The organism is Brevundimonas sanguinis (genome assembly GCF_029636725.1).
Lineage (GTDB): Bacteria > Pseudomonadota > Alphaproteobacteria > Caulobacterales > Caulobacteraceae > Brevundimonas > Brevundimonas sanguinis.
In genome coordinates this window covers 1,375,099-1,392,850 of sequence record NZ_CP116770.1, presented here as the reverse complement: position 1 = coordinate 1,392,850, position 17,752 = coordinate 1,375,099, and the positions used below count along the sequence as shown (strand labels likewise).

General features: G+C 68.3%; 14 protein-coding genes. 9 read left to right on the top strand and 5 right to left on the bottom strand.

Features of this window, described 5'->3' with window-relative positions; translation table 11 throughout:
* Positions 1-2 precede the first annotated feature (2 nt).
* Complete coding sequence (gene aat, locus PIB44_RS07050; RefSeq protein WP_512699163.1) at positions 3-698, top strand: leucyl/phenylalanyl-tRNA--protein transferase; 696 nt, start codon at positions 3-5, stop codon at positions 696-698.
* Here aat and PIB44_RS07045 read toward each other — a convergent pair.
* Both PIB44_RS07045 and PIB44_RS07040 read right to left on the bottom strand, forming a co-directional pair.
* Positions 665-1,363 (bottom strand): DUF2155 domain-containing protein, encoded by a 699-nt coding sequence (locus PIB44_RS07045; protein WP_278070869.1) that lies wholly within the window; start codon positions 1,361-1,363, stop codon positions 665-667. The two genes, aat and PIB44_RS07045, sit on opposite strands and share 34 nt — an antisense overlap.
* On the bottom strand, positions 1,360-1,752 hold the full coding sequence (locus PIB44_RS07040) for an NADH:ubiquinone oxidoreductase subunit NDUFA12 (RefSeq protein WP_025976741.1): 393 nt from the start codon (positions 1,750-1,752) through the stop codon (positions 1,360-1,362). The genes PIB44_RS07045 and PIB44_RS07040 overlap by 4 nt, the downstream gene beginning before the upstream one ends.
* A 219-nt stretch (positions 1,753-1,971) precedes the next feature.
* Here PIB44_RS07040 and PIB44_RS07035 point away from each other — a divergent pair, with 219 nt between their 5' ends.
* The 3 genes from PIB44_RS07035 (at position 1,972) to PIB44_RS07025 (ending at position 6,136) form a co-directional block, all read left to right on the top strand.
* A complete protein-coding gene (locus PIB44_RS07035; RefSeq protein WP_278070868.1) occupies positions 1,972-4,593 on the top strand; it encodes a TSCPD domain-containing protein in 2,622 nt (873 codons plus the stop codon).
* Between the two features lie 71 nt (positions 4,594-4,664).
* A complete protein-coding gene (locus PIB44_RS07030) occupies positions 4,665-5,159 on the top strand; it encodes a pentapeptide repeat-containing protein (RefSeq protein WP_278070867.1) in 495 nt (164 codons plus the stop codon).
* A 62-nt stretch (positions 5,160-5,221) separates the two neighbouring features.
* A complete protein-coding gene (locus PIB44_RS07025) occupies positions 5,222-6,136 on the top strand; it encodes a pentapeptide repeat-containing protein (protein WP_278070866.1) in 915 nt (304 codons plus the stop codon).
* A 61-nt stretch (positions 6,137-6,197) separates the two neighbouring features.
* Here the strand turns inward: PIB44_RS07025 and aspS are convergent, their stop codons facing one another.
* Positions 6,198-8,030 carry an aspartate--tRNA ligase gene (aspS, locus tag PIB44_RS07020; RefSeq protein ID WP_278070865.1) on the bottom strand — a complete coding sequence of 611 codons (1,833 nt, stop codon included), beginning with the start codon at positions 8,028-8,030 and terminating at the stop codon, positions 6,198-6,200.
* A gap of 196 nt (positions 8,031-8,226) precedes the next feature.
* On the opposite strand from aspS, the gene PIB44_RS07015 reads away from it, so the two are divergent.
* The 3 genes from PIB44_RS07015 (at position 8,227) to PIB44_RS07005 (ending at position 12,684) form a co-directional block, all read left to right on the top strand.
* Positions 8,227-8,892: a P-loop NTPase family protein gene (locus PIB44_RS07015; RefSeq protein WP_278070864.1), complete on the top strand. Its 666-nt coding sequence runs from the start codon at positions 8,227-8,229 to the stop codon at positions 8,890-8,892.
* A gap of 70 nt (positions 8,893-8,962) precedes the next feature.
* Positions 8,963-11,197: an RNA degradosome polyphosphate kinase gene (locus tag PIB44_RS07010; protein WP_278070863.1), complete on the top strand. Its 2,235-nt coding sequence runs from the start codon at positions 8,963-8,965 to the stop codon at positions 11,195-11,197.
* Positions 11,194-12,684, top strand: coding sequence for a Ppx/GppA phosphatase family protein (locus PIB44_RS07005; RefSeq protein WP_278070862.1), 1,491 nt, complete (start codon positions 11,194-11,196; stop codon positions 12,682-12,684). The genes PIB44_RS07010 and PIB44_RS07005 overlap by 4 nt, the downstream gene beginning before the upstream one ends.
* 161 nt (positions 12,685-12,845) lie before the next feature.
* Here the strand turns inward: PIB44_RS07005 and rnd are convergent, their stop codons facing one another.
* On the bottom strand, positions 12,846-14,000 hold the full coding sequence (gene rnd / locus PIB44_RS07000) for a ribonuclease D (RefSeq protein ID WP_278070965.1): 1,155 nt from the start codon (positions 13,998-14,000) through the stop codon (positions 12,846-12,848).
* Positions 14,001-14,081: 81 nt separating this feature from the next.
* Here rnd and purM point away from each other — a divergent pair, with 81 nt between their 5' ends.
* Complete coding sequence (gene purM / locus PIB44_RS06995) at positions 14,082-15,119, top strand: phosphoribosylformylglycinamidine cyclo-ligase (protein WP_278070861.1); 1,038 nt, start codon at positions 14,082-14,084, stop codon at positions 15,117-15,119.
* A gap of 233 nt (positions 15,120-15,352) precedes the next feature.
* Here purM and PIB44_RS06990 read toward each other — a convergent pair whose 3' ends face one another.
* Entirely contained in the window at positions 15,353-16,945 is a 1,593-nt protein-coding gene (locus PIB44_RS06990; protein ID WP_025976731.1) for a S10 family peptidase, read from the bottom strand.
* Positions 16,946-17,150: 205 nt separating this feature from the next.
* Between PIB44_RS06990 and purN the strand changes: the two genes are divergently transcribed.
* Complete coding sequence (gene purN / locus PIB44_RS06985; protein ID WP_278070860.1) at positions 17,151-17,741, top strand: phosphoribosylglycinamide formyltransferase; 591 nt, start codon at positions 17,151-17,153, stop codon at positions 17,739-17,741.
* Positions 17,742-17,752 lie beyond the last annotated feature (11 nt).

The following is a 17,752-nucleotide window of genomic DNA, read 5'->3' as shown; positions in this document are numbered from 1 at the left end:
CCTTGCACGAACCCGGCTTCAGCGCGAGCGGCGCCTCTGACGTCTTCGGACCGGAGGCGCTGCTCGCCTGCTACGCGCGGGGCGTCTTTCCCATGGCCGAGGCGCACGACGATCCGCGCGTCTTTCTGGTCGAGCCGGACCAGCGCGGCCTGATACCGCTGGATCGCTTTCACATCCCCTCGCGCCTGCGCCGCACCGTGCGGGGCGAGCCGTTCGACGTGCGGGTGAACACCGCCTTCGCCGCCGTGCTGGACGCCTGCGCCGCCTCTGCGCCCGGCCGCGAAGACACCTGGATCAACGCCCCGATCCGCCGCCTCTATGTCGAACTGCATCAGCGCGGCTTCGCCCACAGCATCGAATGCTGGCGCGACGAGGCGCTGGTGGGCGGGCTTTACGGCGTGACGCTGGGCGGCGCCTTCTTCGGCGAGAGCATGTTCAGCCGGGCGACCGATGCGTCAAAGGTGGCGCTGGTCCACCTGGTCGCGCGCCTGAAAAAAGGCGGCTGGCGGCTGCTGGACACCCAGTTCCTGACCGAGCACCTGGGCCAGTTCGGCGCTGTGGAGACGCCTCAGGAGGCCTATTTGCGCATGCTGCCTTGGGCTCTGCAGGCGGCGCCCGACATGGACGCCTTTACGGCGCCCCTCAGCGGGGCCGAGGCTGTGGCTTACGCCTTACAGCCCACCACCCAGGCGTCATAGACCGGGTGCTGCAGGCCGCTGACGCTGGGCGATGAGGCGAACATCCAGCCCTTGAACACCTGACGCGCCTCGGTCGGCGCCGCCAGACCGCGCGGTTGAACGCCGACCTCCAGATAGGCGATGGCGTCCTCGGTCATTTCGTCAGAAGCCGAGACCTCGCAGGCGCGGGCCTTGAACAGCAGGGTCCTGCCGAACCGCACCGGACGGCCGCCCACCTCGACCTCAAACCGCATGGTCTCGGCCGTGGTCTTGTCCACCGCCTGGATGACGGCGGTGCGGCGACGCTGACGGACTCCCGGCGGCGAGACCGGTTCCGTGGGCGCAGGCGCGACCTCTTCGACCGGAATTTCGTCCGGCGCCTCTTCCTGAACCGCCACTTCCTCGCCCGGCGTGATGATAACGGGCGTCGCAGGCGTCGCGGCGGGCGCGGTCGGCATCACAATGGCCGGGCTATTGGACGACGCCGGTTGCTGCGCTTGTGTCGCCGGACCCTGCGGATTCTGCAGCGGCGTGCGGTTGGTGTCGCGCAGCATGTCGCCGACAGGATCAGCCGGCGCGGGCGTCGCGTCCTGCGGCAGGTCCATCAGGACGCTGGCCACGCCGGCGCCCGATATCGCCAGTCCCGCGACGACCACCCCGGCCAGCAGGACATGGCGAAGGCTCATTCCGGGCTCCAGGCCTGATAGTCGCCGGTGGCGGCCGGGCGTTGGCCCAGTGCGGCCAGCGACCCTTGCGGACGACGCGCCATGGGCGTGCCCGTCATGTTCGGCAGGTGATCCTTTTCCCACGCCTGACGCGGCAGCGGGCGCTCAGTCGGCGTCTCGTCATAGGTGTAGCGCAGCCAGCCCTGCCATTCCGGCGGCACCTTGGTCGCCTCGGCATAGCCGTCATAGATGACCCAGCGGCGCTTGCGGCCGTCATAGCTGACGGTGTCGCGGGATTCGTAGTAGCGGTTGCCGAACTCGTCCGTGCCGACCTGCTGGCCGCGTTTGCCAATGGTGAACAGGGTGCCGATCGTGGCGCCGTTCCACCAGGTGAAGATCTTGCTCAGCACGTCGTTGAACTCACTCGAATCCACCGCCCCGGGGAGGTCCGGCGGCGCGGGCCGATCATAGAAACCGCGACGCCCTACGTCCAGCGTCGAGCGCATTGGAAACGCCTCAACATCTTGTGGGCAACACCCACGACAGCCGCAACATCTATTGAACGCCGTCATGATCGCCCGATAGGTTGTCTTCAGGACACGCTCCACCTCCAGCGTGGGAGACGCCTGATGCGCTTCAAGCCCCTGTTTGCTCCCCTGGCCGCCGCCGTCCCCGTCGCGCTGCGCGAGATCGAGCGGCCCGACGTCGTCGACAGGGTGCTGGCGCCCGACGCCTGGACCGATGTGCAGGTCGAGACCTGGCTGGACTGGGCCGACGCGTCCTCCTCTCGCCCCGACCTGCCCCTGAACGGCGCCGTGCACGACTGGGCGGAGCGTCTCGCCGCCGCCGGGCAAAACAGCGCGGTCTTCGCCAACGCCGCCGAAAGCGCCCGATTCGAGGCGGAACTGACGGGCGCGGTCCTGCTGGGTCTGGCCGCCGTCAGCGATGCGGGCACGCCCGCCGTAACCGCCCTTCGTCTGGACCTGTCCGAGCCCGAGGCCGAGCGCCGTCTGGCGCAGCAGGCCGCCGCCTGGCGTCGCGAACGGCTGGCCGGGCAGGCCGCCGAGGCGCTGGCTCAGGCGCTGGCCAACGTCGCCGACGCCGTGGCGCGGTGCGAGGGCGACGCCGCCGCCTGCGCTGACCCCGCCTCCAACCCCGCCCTGACCCGCGCCGCCCATGTCGCGCGACAGTGCGGCGCCGCCCATGCGGACATCCTGCGCGCCATCAAGGGCGAGGGTGTGTCGGCGACCGCCGCGCCGCTGGCTGACGCCCCGCCGGCTTCCTTGATCGTGCTGGTCCAGCCGGACACGGCCGCCGCCGGCGGACCTCTGGCGCTCGCCGTGGCCGAGGCGGCCCTGGAAGGCCCCGTCGCCGCCGTCTTCACGCCCGCTGACGCCGACGCTGCCGCCGATACGCCTCTGGCCGCACGCGCGGCGATGGACCTGCCCGCGCTGGCCGCCGCCTTCCCGCAAGCGTTCGACTCGGCGCTGGCCGCCCTGACCGAACTGCTGGTCACCGCGCTGGACCTGACGCTGGACGCCCAGGAGCGCCGCGCCGCCGCGCGCCCCATCGCCCTTGGTCTGGGCGGTCTAGCCGACTGGGCCGTGTCGCAGGACGCCGCTGAGCCGGCCCTGCCCGCCGCCGCCCTGGCCGCTCGGGTTGCGCGCCTCGCCAACGCCGCCTCGGCCGATCTGGCCGCCCGCCTTGGCCCCTGCGCCGAGTGGGAAGCGGTGAAGGACGAAACCCTCGCCGCCCTGACCGAACGCGGCGAGCCGGTCGATGCGCTGCGCGCCCAAGGGCGGCGCCATGCGGCCATCAGCCTGTTCGCCGACGACGCCGAACTGGCCTTGCGCCTCGGCCTCTCGCCCTTCACGGCGACGGACGTCTGGCAGACGGCGGACGGCGAGGTCGAACGTCGCCTCCGCCCGGCGCTGGCCCTCGCCCTGACCCGCGCCGGCGCTGATGTCGAGGCCGCGGAGCACCACCTGTTCGGCCGCCGCACCCTGGCCGAGGCGCCCGGCGTCAACCACGCCCGCCTGCGCGAACTGGGCTTCACCGACCTGGAGCTTGAAGGGATCGAGCGCGCCCTGTCCTCGGTCGAGGATTTCGCCGCCGCCTTCGCTCCGCCCGTGCTGGACGAGGGGTTCATCGGCGACGTTCTGGGCCTGACTTTGGCGCCGGGCGAAGCCCTGCTGCCGCGCCTGGGCTTTGACGAGGCGGCGATCAGGGCTGCGGCGGACTATGTCTTCGGCCGCCCCGACCTGTCCGACTGGGCCGAAGCGCCCGAGGCCTTGCGGCAGGTGCTGTCGCAATCCGGCGAGGCGCTGGAAGCCGACCTGCGCCGCGCCATTGAGCCGTTCAGCGACGCGCCCGACCTGGCCCCTGTCACGCTGGACTGGCGCGCTGATCGTCTGGATCTGGCCCGCGCCCTGGCCGATGCGGCGCTGGACGGTCGTCGCGCCGCAGTCCTGCGCCGCGCCCAGCCCCCTGCCGATTTCCGCCTGCGCCTGCCCGAGGTCGAGGCTCCACGCCGCACCGAAGCGGCCCCCGCCCCCGAGGCCGCGCCCCGCACCGTCGAGCGCGTGGTCGAAAAAGTGATCGAGCGCGACCGCACCCGCCGCCGCCTGCCCGATCGCCGCAAGGGCTATATCCAGAAGGCCTCGGTGGGCGGCCACAAAGTCTACATCCACACCGGCGAATACGAAGACGGCGAACTGGGCGAGATCTTCATCGACATGCACAAGGAAGGCGCCGCCTTCCGGTCGATGATGAATAACTTCGCCATCGCCATCTCGATCGGCCTGCAATACGGCGTGCCGCTGGACGAGTTCGTCGACGCCTTCGTCTTCACCCGGTTCGAGCCGTCGGGGCGGGTCACAGGCAACGACTCCATACGCTCGGCGACCTCCATCCTCGACTATGTGTTCCGCGAACTGGGCGTCTCCTATCTGGACCGGCGCGAACTGGCGCAAGTAACGCCCGAGGCTGCCAATCTGGACGGCATGGACGGCGTTCCGGCTGAGACGCCCCAGCCCGTGCCCGCCGCCCGCTTCATCTCCAAGGGTTTCGCGCGGGGCGCAGCGCCCGACAACCTGATCGTCGCCCCGTTCGGCCGCAAGGAGCCGTCGCCGCGCGCCACGCCGCAGGTTCAGGCCGGCCCCTGCCCTGAGTGCGGCGACCTGATGCTGACGGATCGGAGCGGGACGCCCGCGTGCGGTTCCTGCGGCGCGGCGCCCAAGGTTCAGGGTTGAAACGGGACGCACTGTCCCGAAACGGCGGCCCGCTTCTTGCTGCAACAGGCGCAAAGCCTGGAGCCATTCGCATGATCCGTCCCGCAATCGCCCTTCTCGCCGCCGTCGGCCTGACGCTGACGGCCCTGCCCGCCTCGGCGCAGAACGCCTCGCAGATCGCCCAGGTGCGTCGCGGCGCCTCCTGCCCCGCCTGCAACCTGTTTCAGGGCGACTTTTCCGGCATGGAGCGCACCGGCCTGAACCTGTCCGGCGCCCGCATCCGTCAGGCCGACATCAGCCTGTCGGTGATGAACCGCACCAACTTCAGCCGCTCTGACCTGCGCGATGTCGAGGCCTATGGCGCCGTCCTGTCCAGCTCGAACTTCAACGGCGCCGACCTGACCAACGCCAGCTTCGTGGGGACCTTCCTGGAAGGCGCCTCCTTCACCGGGGCCAAGCTGAACGGGACCAATCTGTCGGGCGCCGAAATGGCGCGCGCGCGCGGCCTGACCCAGTCGCAGCTCAATCAGGCCTGCGGCGATCAGAACACGGTTCTGCCTTCTGGCCTACGCATTCCCGCCTGTTGAGCGTCGCCTTCGTTACCGCGATTTAAGTAGGGTTTTTACGGACTAAGGCGCATTCAATAAGGGTGAAGAAACGCTCGATTTCTCCCCTGCACCGTCTGGCCCTCGCCGCCTCAGCCCTCACGGGACTGATGGCGGCCGCCCCCGCCTTGGCCGGCGCCGTGGAGATGACCTGGGCCCAGGATCGCGACGTGGCCCGCATGGTGTCGCTGGGCGGAAGCTGCACGCGTTGCGAACTGTCGGGCCGCGACCTGTCGGGCGCCACCCTGACCGGCGCCAACTTCGCCCAGGCCACCCTGGTGGGCGCCAATCTGCGCGGCGCTGAACTCGTCGGCTCCAACTTCACAGGGGCGGACTTCAGCCGGGCCGACATGCGCGGCATTGAAATGGTCGGCTCGAACTTCACCAACGCCAAGATGACCGGCGTCCAGTTGATGGGCGCCGAAGCGACGGGCGCCGTGCTGATCCGCGTCGACCTGAACGGCGCCAACCTGAGCGGGGCCGAGCTTCAGGGAGTGAACATGAACAGCGCCAACCTGACCCGCGCCCGCCTCAACGACGCCGAGATTTTCGGCGCCACCCTGGCCAACGTCAACGCCAGCGGCGCCGACTTCGGAAACGCCGACATCAAGGCCTCGAACCTGACCGGCGGCAACTTCAGCGGGGCCTCCTTCCGGGGCGCCGATCTGGACAGCGCCCGCCTGTCCGGCGGCGACTTCACCCGCGCCGATTTTCGCGGCGCCTCCATGCGTCGCACGGACATTCGCGGTCTGGACCTGACCCGGGCGCGCGGGCTCAGCGCCGATCAGGTGTCCGAAGCCTGCGGCGACGCCGCCACCCGCCTGCCCGGCGACATGACGGCCCGCAACTGCCGCATCAGCGGCGTGCGCGTCATCCGCACGCCAGCGACCCCTCCGGCTCCGCCATCTCCGCCTGTTCCGCCGCGCCAGCGCAATCTGGTGATCGTTTCCGGCAACTGAGGCCGGGATACAAAAAAGGGAGGGGTCGCCCCTCCCTTTTGCAATTCGGCGCTCGCCTGGATCAGACCTTGATCGGCAGCTGGGTGCGGATCGACAGCTCCTTCAACTGACGCTCCTCGACCTCGGCCGGGGCGTTCATCATCAGGTCCTGGCCCTGCTGGTTCAGCGGGAAGGCGATGACCTCGCGGATAGCCTGTTCGCCCGCCAGCAGCATGACGATGCGGTCGATGCCCGGCGCCAGGCCGCCGTGCGGCGGTGCGCCGTAGCGGAAGGCGTTCAGCATGCCGCCGAACTGCTCCTCGACCACCGAGGCGTCGTAGCCGGCGATCTCGAAGGCCTTCAGCATGATCTCGGCCTTGTGGTTCCGGATCGCGCCCGAGCACAGCTCATAGCCGTTGCAGACGATGTCGTACTGATAGGCGCGGATGGTGAGCGGGTCTTGCGTTTCCAGCGCCTCCATGCCGCCCTGCGGCATCGAGAACGGGTTGTGGCTGAAGTCGACCTTCTTCTCTTCTTCCGACCATTCGAACATCGGGAAGTCGACGATCCAGCAGAATTTGAACTGATCCTCATCGACCAGCTTCAGCTCGGTGCCGACGCGGGTGCGCGCAAGACCGGCGAACTTTGCGAAGACGGCCGGGTCGCCGGCGGTGAAGAAGGCGGCGTCGCCCTGGCCCAGGCCCAGCGACGTCATCAGCGCCTGCGTCGGCTCCTGACCCAGGTTCTTGGCGATCGGGCCGCCCCACGACTGCTGATCGTCCGACCAGAAGATGTAGCCCAGGCCCGGCTGGCCCTCGCCCTGCGCCCAGGAGTTCATGCGGTCGCAGAAGGCGCGCGAACCGCCCGTGGGCGCCGGGATGGCCCAGACGGCGTTCTTGGCGTCCGCGCCCAGGATCTTGGCGAACAGACCGAAACCGCCATCGCGGAAATGGTCCGACACGTCCTGCATCTTGATCGGGTTGCGCAGGTCCGGCTTGTCGCTGCCGTACCACTTCATCGACTGGGCGAACGTCAGGCGCTCGAAGCCCTTGTGCTCCATCGTCTGACCGAAGTCGTTGGTGAAGGTCTTCACGTCGTCGATCGGCGAGACCGGCTTGCCCTCGCCGAACTCGGTGAACAGGCCGTGCATCAGCGGCTCGATCGCCTGGAAGACGTCTTCCTGGGTGACGAAGCTCATTTCCACGTCCAGCTGGTAGAACTCCAGCGAGCGGTCAGCGCGCAGGTCTTCGTCGCGGAAGCAGGGCGCGATCTGGAAGTAGCGGTCGAAGCCCGACACCATCAGCAGTTGCTTGAACTGCTGCGGGGCCTGCGGCAGGGCGTAGAACTTGCCCGGGTGCATCCGCGACGGCACCAGGAAGTCGCGCGCGCCTTCCGGCGACGAGGCCGTCAGGATCGGCGTCTGATACTCAAGGAAGCCCTGCGCCACCATGCGAGTGCGGATCGACTGGATGACGCGCGAACGCAGGACGATGTTCTTGTGCAGACGCTCGCGACGCAGGTCCAGGAAACGGTTGCTCAGGCGAATCTCTTCCGGATACTCCTGCTCGCCGAAGACCGGCATCGGCAGTTCGGCCGCTTCCGACAGGACTTCCAGAGACAGGACGCGCACCTCGACCTCGCCGGTCGGCAGGTTGGCGTTGACAGTCGAGCCTTCGCGCAGGACCACTTCGCCGTCGATCTTGATGACGCTCTCGGCGCGCAGGCGCTCGACCACGTCAAAGCCCGGCGTTTCGGGGTGCAGGACCAGCTGGGTCAGGCCGTAGTGGTCGCGCAGGTCGATGAACAGCAGACCGCCGTGGTCGCGCTTGCGGTGGATCCAGCCCGACAGACGAACATTCGCGCCGGCATCCGTCGAACGGAGGGCGCCGCAGGTGTGGGTGCGATAGGCGTGCATGATCGGATTTCGTCTGAAAACGGCTGTCGAACAGCGTGAATTAGGAGCGGGGAAAGGCCCATCATCGCCCCCGAAAGTCAAGGCTGACGGCTCAAACGCCCCTGATACGCCATCCACAGGGCGAGGCTGGTTGTCCCCGAGATCCCGCCCTATCAACAGAGACGCCCGCATCCCCGCCCGGCTAGGGTTCATCGTCATGAACGCCCCAGCCGCCGAGATCCGTCAACTGCGCCTGCCGCTGCAGCAGGAGACGCCCCAGCGCGCCTCCGACCTGGCGATCTCGGAAGCCAACGCTGGAGGCGTGGCGACCCTGGCCGTCTGGCCCGAAGCGCCCGGCGCCATGCTGGCCCTGTTCGGGCCGGCGGGCTGCGGCAAGAGCCACCTGGCCGCCGCCTGGGTCGAGCGCACCGGCGCCATCGCCCTGCACGGCGCCGAGGCGGCCCTGGTCGACCCGCTGGAGCTGGAAGGCCGCCCCGTCCTGCTGGACGACGCCCAGGACGCCGATGACGAGAGCCTGTTCCACCTGATCAATCTGACCCAGTCGGGCGGCGGTGCCCTGCTGCTGGTGTCGCGCGATCCGCCAGGCGCCTGGGCGACGGACCTGCCCGACCTGCGCTCGCGCCTGAACGCCATCCGCACCGTGGGGATCGAGGCGCCCGACGACGTCGTCTTCGCCGCCATGCTGCGCCGCGCCTTCGCCAGCCGAAACATCACCCCGGCCGATGAACTGATCGAGTATCTCGTCCGCCGCATCGACCGCTCGGCCGACGCCGCCGAGGCCGTGGTCGACCGCCTGGACGCCCTGCACCGTCCCGTGACGCGCGTTTTGGCTCGCCAGGTGCTGGACGGGGAGCAGCCCTAACCGCCTGCCCATTCCCCGCCGCGACACAATCGCGGTTGCAGCCGTCACAGGCGCGCGCGACAACGGAATCATGACCGATATCGCGCCCATCGCCGTCGACACCACCGGTGAGGAAGTCCCCTCCTCGCGCGCGCCGCAACTCAAGCTGTCCGAGGCGCTGATGGCCTCGCCCGAGCGGTTCATCAACCGCGAGCTGTCGTGGCTGGCCTTCAACGGCCGGGTGCTGGAAGAGGCCGCGAACGAGGGCCACCCCCTGCTGGAGCGCGTGCGCTTCCTGTCCATCTCGGCCAACAACCTGGACGAGTTTTTCATGACGCGCGTCGCCGGTCTGAAGGGTCAGGTCCGTGAGCGCATCCGCGTCGTCTCGCCCGACGGCCTGACGCCGGCCGAGCAGTTAGAGCAGGTCAATGCGGCGGCGGGCGGCCTGATGGCCGAACAGCAGCGCCAGTGGCGCGTCCTGCGCAAGGAGATGGCCGCCGCCGGCATCGAGATCGTCGAGCGCGCCCGCATCACCAAGACCGAGCGCGAGCGGCTGGAGCCGGAATTCCTGAACCAGCTCTTCGCCGTCTTGACGCCGATGGCGATCGACCCGGCGCACCCCTTCCCCTTCCTGCCGAACCTGGGGTTCTCCCTGGCGCTGAAGCTGCGCCGCAACAGCGACAACCGCGTGCTGTACGCCCTGGTGCCGGTGCCGACCCAGGTGCGGCGCTTCTGGGCGCTGGCGACGGACGGGCGTTCGACGCCGGGACGGACGCGCTACGTCTCGCTGGAAAACCTGCTACTGCTGTTCATCGACCACATGTTTCCGGGCTGCGAGATCCTGGAAAAGGGCCTGTTCCGCCTGATCCGCGATTCCGACATCGAGATCGAGGAAGAAGCCGAAGACCTGGTCATGGAGTTCGAGGAGGCGCTGAAGCAGCGCCGCATGGGCTCGGTCGTCCGCATCAAGATTCAGGCGGACATGCCCGACGACCTGCGCGACTTCATCATCGCCCAGTTGCACGCCCAGCCGCAGGACGTGGTGCTGGTCGACGGCATGCTGGGCCTGGCTCAGCTTTCCGAACTGATCCCCGGCGGCCACCCCGACCTGAAGTTCAAGGGCTATGAGCCGCGCTACCCCGAGCGGGTGCGCGACAACGGCGGCGACATCTTCGCGGCCGTGCGCGAAAAGGACATGCTGATCCACCACCCGTTCGAGAGCTTCGACGTGGTGGTGCAGTTCCTGCGCCAGGCGGCGCGCGATCCGCACGTCATCGCCATCAAGCAGACCCTGTATCGCACCTCCAAGGACAGCCCCATCGTCGCCGCCCTGATCGAGGCGGCCGAGAACGGCAAGAACGTCACCGCCCTGGTGGAGCTGAAGGCCCGCTTCGACGAAGAAGCCAACCTGCGCTGGGCGCGCCAGATGGAGCGGGCGGGCGTCCACGTCGTCTTCGGCTTCGTCGAGTACAAGACCCACGCCAAGATGAGCGTCGTCGTGAGGCGGGAGGGCGAATCCTTGCGCACCTACTGCCACTTCGGCACCGGCAACTATCACCCGGTCACGGCCAAGATCTACACCGACCTCAGCCTGTTCACCTGCGATCCGGCCTTGGGCCGCGACGCCACGCGGGTGTTCAACTACATCACCGGCTATGCGGCGCCGGACGAGTTGGAGGCTCTGGTCGTCTCCCCGCTGAACATGAAGACCAGCCTGATCGAGATGATCGGCAAGGAGATGTCGGCCGCCGCCAAGGGCAAGCCCGCCGCCATCTGGGCCAAGATGAACGCCCTGGTCGATCCCGAGATCATCGACGCTCTGTATCGCGCCAGCCAATGGGGCGTGCGCATCGAACTGGTCATCCGCGGCATCTGTTGCCTGCGCCCCGGGGTGCCCGGCCTGTCGGAGAACATCCGGGTCAAGTCGATCGTCGGCCGCTTCCTGGAGCACAGCCGCATCGTCGCCTTCGCCAACGGCCACGACCTGCCCAGCAACCGGGCGCGGGTCTACATCTCTTCGGCCGATTGGATGCCGCGCAACCTGGAACGCCGCGTCGAGGTGATGACGCCGATCCTGAACGCCACCGTTCACGACCAGGTGCTCGACCAGATCATGGTCGCCAACCTGAAAGACGACGCCCAGAGCTGGGTGCTGGAGCCTGACGGCTCCTACCGACGGGTGATCCCCAGCGGGTCCGAACGGCCCTTCTCGGCGCACAAATACTTCATGACCAACCCCAGCCTGTCGGGGCGCGGCCGCAAGGTGAAGACCCTGCCGGGCGCCCTGTCCTATCCGGGCCTCAAGGTGCGGAAGCGCCGCTCATGAGCCCCGAGCGCGAATACGAATCGAAACAGATCGCCGTCATCGACATCGGCTCCAACTCGGTGCGTCTGGTGCTGTACCGGCTGGAAGGCCGGGCGGTCTGGACCATGTTCAACGAAAAGGTGCTGGCCGGTCTGGGGCGTGACCTGGCCGCCACGCGGCGCCTGTCCGAACCGGGCGTCGTCATGGCCATGACGGCGCTGCGCCGCTTCGCCGCCGTGATCGAGGGCGTCCAGCCCGATCAGGTGCTGGTCGCCGCCACCGCCGCCGTGCGTCAGGCCGAAGACGGCCCTGATTTCTGCGAGCGCGTAGCCGCCGAGACGGGCTTGCGCATCCGCGTCCTCAACGGCGAGGAAGAGGCGAAATATTCGGCGCTGGGCGTGTTGGCAGGCGACCCCGGCGCGCGCGGCGTGGCCGCCGACATGGGCGGCGCCAGTCTGGAGCTGACGCGGATCGGCGACGGTCCGCGCGGCCCGGGCGTGACCCTGCCGCTGGGCCCCTTCGCCCTGCTGGACGACAGGGGCTTCGACGCCGACCGCCTGCGCGGCCGCATCGCCAAGCGGCTGGAGCCGATCGAGGACCACTACGCCACGCCGACGCTCTACGCCGTCGGCGGCGCCTGGCGCAGCCTGGCCCAGATGCATATGGCGATGGTCGAACATCCGATCCGCATCGTCCACCAGTACGCCATGAGCGCGGCCGACGCGCGCGACATGGCCCGGCTGGTCGCGCGCCAGTCCCGCGCCTCGCTGGAGAAGCTGCCCGGCCTGTCCAAGCGCCGCGCCGAGACCCTGCCCTACGCCGCCCTGGTGCTGGAGGGGCTGATCGACCGCCTGGGGCTGACCTCGGTCAGCTTCTCGGCCTGGGGCGTTCGCGAGGGACTGCTGTATCACGGCATGGACCCCGCCATGCGCGTGGTCGACCCCCTGCTGGCCGGGTGTTCGGCATGGGGCGGCCGTCAGGGCGTGGACCCGGCCCTGCCCCGCGCCCTGGACGGCTGGCTGCAGTCCGTGGTCTCCGCCCTGCCCGAAGTGTTCGGAGAGGAGCGCGACGCCCTGCTAACCTCCTCGGTGTGCCGTCTGGCGGACCTGGGCGCGCGCCTGCACCCCGACCACCGCGTCAGCCTGGTGTTCGATCAGGTTCTATGGTCACCCATTCCCGGCCAGACCCACGCCGAACGCGCTTTCATGGCCGTGGCGATGAACGCCCGCTACGGCGGCGAGGCGCGCACGCCGGCGCCCGAAACGGTCGAGCGCCTGCTGTCGGAAAAGGGCCAGAAGCGCGCGCGAGCGCTGGGGCTGGCCATGCGGCTGGCCTGCGACCTGTCGGGCCGCTCGCCGCAGTTGCTGGCCAACGCCGCGGCCACGGTCGAGAAAGGCGCCCTGCGCGTCACCGCCGCCAACGGCTACGCCGACATGCTGCTGGGCGAACAGACGAAACGGCGCGCCAAGGCGCTGGCGGAAGCGATGGATCTGACGCTGAAGATCTAGCGCAACGCATCTCCCTCCCCTTCATGGGGAGGGTGGCTGAGCCTGAAAGGCGAAGCCGGGTGGGGGCGGCAAGGCTATTCAAGCGCTGAGGGCCGATCACCCAGCCCTCCCCACCCGGTCGCTTCGCGACCACCCTCCCCTTGAAGGGGAGGGAGAAAGGGCTACCCCTCGATCTCGACCACTTCGACGCGGGCGCCGTTCAGCACCAGGGCGATCTCGCCCTTTTTCAGCTTCAGAGCGTCTTCGCCGAACAGTTCGCGGCGCCAGCCCTTCATGGCCTCGATGTCCGCATTGTCGTTCAGGGCGATCTTTTCGAGGTCCGAAACCGTGGCGATCAGCTTGGCGGCCACGCCGGCGTTGTCGCTCTTGGCCTTCAGCAGCACCTTCAGCAGCTCCACCACCGAGGGCGGCGCGGGCTGGCTATTGGCCGGGCGCTCCAGCTTGGGCGCATGAGCTTCCGGGTCGGCCAGGACGCGCTTCAGTTCCGCCGCCAGCTCCAGCCCCAGACGCGAGCCGCCGAAGCCCTTGGGCACCGAGCGCAGACGATTGAAGGCGTCCGGATCGGTCGGCGTCTGGACGGCGATCTCGTCTATGGCCTCATCCTTCAGGATGCGGCCGCGCGGCTGGTCGCGCTCCTGGGCCGCGCGCTCGCGCCACACGGCGGTGGCGACGAAACCGGCCAGGTATTTGGCGTTGAACTTCTTCGGCTTCAGACGCTTCCAGGCGTTCTCGGGCGAGGTGTCGTACAGCGCCGGGTCGGTGACCGCGCCCATTTCCGACATGACCCAGTCCAGACGGCCTTCCTTCTGCAACCGGTCGCGCAGTTTGGGATACAGCGACGACAGGTGCGTCACATCGCCCAGCGCATAGGTCAGTTGCGCCTCCGACAGCGGACGGCGAGCCCAGTCGGTGAAGCGGCTGCCCTTGTCCAGCTCCTGACGCAGCATCTGGCGGACCAGCTGTTCATAGCTGACCTGATCGCCAAACCCGGCGGCCATGGCGGCGACCTGGGTGTCGAACAGCGGGCGCGGCATGGCGCCCAGCTTGTTGAAGATCTCCACGTCCTGCCGGGCGGCGTGGAAGACCTTCAGAATCGATTCGTCGCGCAGGATGTCGAGGAAGGGCTCAAGATCCAGCCCCTCGGCCATCGGGTCGATGATGGCGGCGTCGGACGGCGAGACCGCCGCCTGAATCAGGCACAGCTTGGGCCAGTAGGTGGTTTCCCGCATGAATTCCGTATCGACGGTGATGTACGGGGCCTTGGCCAGACGATCGCAGAAGGCGATCAGCGCGTCATTGGTGGTGATTAGCGTCATTCCGATGCTATAGCCCCGCGCGACGCCGTCGTGGCAAGAGCGCCGCGACATATTTTCGCCCCCGATTTCGAGCCGTGACCGATGAGCGACACCCCTGAGGCCCAAAAAAGCGGTCTGACCTACGCCGACGCAGGTGTGGACATCGACGCCGGCGAGCAGCTGGTCGACGCCATCAAGCCGCTGGCCAAGTCCACCCGCCGCCCCGGCGCAGAGGCCTCTCTGGGCGGTTTCGGCGCCTTGTTCGACCTGAAGGCCGCCGGTTTCGTAGATCCGCTGATCGTCACGACGACGGACGGCGTGGGCACCAAGCTGAAGATCGCCATCGAGACCGGCCGTCACGACGGCGTGGGCGTCGATCTGGTCGCCATGTGCGTCAACGACTTGCTGGCGCAGGGCGCCGAGCCGCTGATGTTCCTGGACTACTACGCCACGGGCAGGCTGGACGTGGACGCCGCGCGCCGCGTCGTGGCCGGCATCGCCGAGGGCTGCCGCCAGTCGGGCAGCGCCCTGGTCGGCGGCGAGACGGCCGAAATGCCGGGCATGTATTCGGGCGGCGACTATGATCTGGCCGGTTTCTCGGTCGGCGCGGTCGAGCGCGGCAAGGTCCTGCCCTATCTGGACCAGCAGAAGGCCGGCGACGTCATCATCGGCCTGGCCTCCTCGGGGCCGCACTCGAACGGCTATTCCCTGATCCGCAAGGTGGTCGAGAAGTCCGGTCTGGCCTGGGGCGACGACGCTCCCTTCGCCAAGGACCTGTCCCTAGCCCAGGCGCTGATGGAGCCGACCCGCATCTATGTGAAGCCGGTCCTGCCGCTGATGAAGGCCGACCTCATCAAGGGCGCGGCCCACATCACGGGCGGCGGCCTGATCGAAAACCCGCCGCGCTGCATCGCCGATGGCCTTGAGGCCAGCTTCGACTGGGACGCCTGGCCCATGCCCGACGTCTTCCAATGGCTGGCCGAGACGGGCGGTATTTCGGACCACGAGATGCGCCGCACCTTCAACTGCGGCGTCGGCTTCATCCTGATCGTCGCGCCCGAGAACGTCGAGCCGGTGCTGGCCGCCCTGCTGAACGCGGGCGAGACGGCCTTCGTCTGCGGGCAGCTTCAGGCGGCCTGATCCACACGCGGTCGCCGGTCTTTCATCCTCCGTCATCCTCGGGCTTGACCCGAGGATCGAGGGCGGGGGCGCGCCCTTCCCTGCCAACCCCGCGCAGACGGACAACCCGATCCTCGGGTCAAGCCCGAGGATGACGGCGTGGAGCCGGGGATGACGGCGAAAACCCAAACCCCATCGAAAAAGGCCCCGGTCGCGCTGACCGGGGCCTTCTTCATTTCAGACTGTCGCGAGGATCAGCGCAGACCGCCGTTGACCGTCTCGTCGTAGAATTTCGCCATGTCGGTGTAGAGTTGCTCGAGCGCCGGGCGGGCCGTGTACATCATGTGGCCGCCTTCATAGTAGGTGAACTCCAGGTTCCGGCGCAGGTGCGGCTCCAGCATCATCTGGGCCAGGTCGTACTCCGTGCTGAAGAAGGGCGTGGCGGCGTCGTAATAGCCGTTCAGCGCCAGCACCTTCATGTGCGGATTGCGGCGGATGGCGGTGGCCAGGTCGACGGCCGTGTTCGGCGTGGTCTGCGGACCGCCGACCGGCGGGCGGTGGCTCCAGTCCCAGTTGAAGCCCGGCAGGCCACGCGCCGACTGGCGGTAATCCACATCGGTGCGATAGTTCAGCGTCGTGGCGATGTAGTCGCGGAAGATGCTGAAATAGGCCCCGGTGATGGCGCTGCTGGACGGGTCTTCCTCGGGCGAGCCGCCCACAGCACTGGCGTCCATGCCCAGGTAACGCGTGTCCAGACGGCCGATCGTCTGGCGACGGTCGCGCAGCAGTTCCTTGCGGAAGGGGCTGAGCTCAAGGCGCAGGTTGGCCTGATCCAGCACCGTCGGCGAAATGCCGATCAGGGCGCTCATCTGCTGGGCGATCTGAGCGCGCTCGGCGTCCGAGATCAGGTGTCCCTTCGACAGGGCCGCCGCATAGGGGCCGATGGCGAATTCGCGGGCGCGCTGGACGTGTTCTTCCAAGCTGGGCTTGTTCGGGATCTTGTTGTGATACCAGGCCGTCGCCGCATAGGTCGGCAGCAGGGTGACGAAGTTCTGCGGATAGCCCGGCTGGCGCACGCCGTAGTTCATGATCGACGACAGCAGCACCACGCCGTTCAGCGACATGCCGCGATCTTCCAGCTGGTGCACCAGGGCGCCGGCGCGCAGGGTGCCGTAGCTTTCGCCCAGAACATATTTCGGGCTGGACCAGCGGTCGAACTTGGTCGTGTAGCGCATGATGGCGCGGGCGAAGGTGTCCGCATCCTGATCCACGCCCCAGAAGGCCGAACCCGGCGTCTCGCCCAGCGGACGCGAATAACCGGCGCCGACCATGTCGATGAAGACCAGGTCGGTCTTGTCCAGCAGGGTCATGTCGTTGGGCGCCAGGTTGAACGGCGCCGGGCGCTCGACCACTGGCTCATCGGTCTGGACCCGCATCGGGCCGAAGGCGCCCATGTGCAGCCACACCGTCGGCGAACCCGGCCCGCCGTTGAACATATAGGTGATCGGACGACGACCGACCGGCTGTCCGTCCAGCGTATAGGCCACATAGAAGAGGCTGGCCGTCGGCATGCCCGCGTCGTTGCGGACCGTCAGCGTCCCCGCCGTCGCCTTGTAGCGCAGGGTGCGGCCGTGGGCGTTGATCGAGTGGCTGGTGGTCACTTCCGATTCATCGGCCGTGGCGCGCGCCCAGTTCTTTTCGATCTGTTCGGCGGTGACGTTGCGCAAGCGATCAGATGCCGAGCGGACCGGCCCCGAGCCGCCGCTGGACGCGGCTTCCTGAGCCATGGAAACGGCCGGCGCGGCCAACAGGGCCGCTGCGCAGGCGGCGGTCAACAGACGACGCATATAGGATACTCCCCCCTTGGATGCCGGACTCCCCCGGCGCATGGACGCTAACGCCGCTGTTTCCGAAGAAGCAACGGAGTTTACGTCGGTTCAGCAACAATGGTTCGGCGGCGACCCGCCCTTCCCCTCGACCCTGCCGCCCCTCTTGCTAAGTCGCCTTCGGGGCCGCATGGCAATCACGCCATCTTCCACGCGTGAGCCGCCCATGTCCGTCGCCAAAGCCCGTGTCGCCGTCCTGATCTCCGGGACCGGATCGAACATGGTCAGCCTGATCGAGGCGGGACAGGCGCCGGATGCGCCGTATGAAGTCGTGCTGGTGGTCTCCAACATCGCGAGCGCCGCCGGCCTCGACAAGGCGCGGGCGCTGGGCGTTCAGGCCGTCGCCGTCGAACACGCCCCCTTCGGCAAGGATAGAGAGGCGCACGAACGCGCCGTGGACGCCCTGCTGCGCGAACATGGCGTTCAGGTCGTGGCCCTGGCCGGTTATATGCGCCTGCTGACGCCGTGGCTGGTGCGCGGGTGGGCGGGCCGGATGCTCAACATCCACCCGTCGCTGCTGCCGCTCTATCCCGGCCTGAACACTCACGCCCGCGCCATAGAAGCGGGCGACCAGGAGGCGGGCTGCACCGTTCACATCGTCACCGAGGGCGTAGACGAAGGCCCCGCCCTGGGCCAAGCGCGCGTGCCCATCCTGCCCGGCGACACGGCTGAAATTCTGTCTGAGCGGGTCAAGGCGGCGGAACATCAGCTTTATCCCCGAATTCTGATGGATTTTCTGAACGCTCCGAAACCTTAACGATTTTTAAT

Coding starts and splice junctions, on each gene's coding strand:
- PIB44_RS07035 (WP_278070868.1), top strand. CDS start 1,972: ATGCGCTTCAAGCCCCTGTTTGCTCCCCTGGCCGCCGCCGTCCCCGTC.
- purN (WP_278070860.1), top strand. CDS start 17,151: ATGTCCGTCGCCAAAGCCCGTGTCGCCGTCCTGATCTCCGGGACCGGA.
- PIB44_RS07045 (WP_278070869.1), bottom strand. CDS start 1,363: ATGAGCCTTCGCCATGTCCTGCTGGCCGGGGTGGTCGTCGCGGGACTG.
- PIB44_RS07010 (WP_278070863.1), top strand. CDS start 8,963: ATGACCGATATCGCGCCCATCGCCGTCGACACCACCGGTGAGGAAGTC.
- PIB44_RS07015 (WP_278070864.1), top strand. CDS start 8,227: ATGAACGCCCCAGCCGCCGAGATCCGTCAACTGCGCCTGCCGCTGCAG.
- PIB44_RS07030 (WP_278070867.1), top strand. CDS start 4,665: ATGATCCGTCCCGCAATCGCCCTTCTCGCCGCCGTCGGCCTGACGCTG.
- rnd (WP_278070965.1), bottom strand. CDS start 14,000: ATGACGCTAATCACCACCAATGACGCGCTGATCGCCTTCTGCGATCGT.
- PIB44_RS07005 (WP_278070862.1), top strand. CDS start 11,194: ATGAGCCCCGAGCGCGAATACGAATCGAAACAGATCGCCGTCATCGAC.
- aspS (WP_278070865.1), bottom strand. CDS start 8,030: ATGCACGCCTATCGCACCCACACCTGCGGCGCCCTCCGTTCGACGGAT.
- PIB44_RS06990 (WP_025976731.1), bottom strand. CDS start 16,945: ATGCGTCGTCTGTTGACCGCCGCCTGCGCAGCGGCCCTGTTGGCCGCG.
- purM (WP_278070861.1), top strand. CDS start 14,082: ATGAGCGACACCCCTGAGGCCCAAAAAAGCGGTCTGACCTACGCCGAC.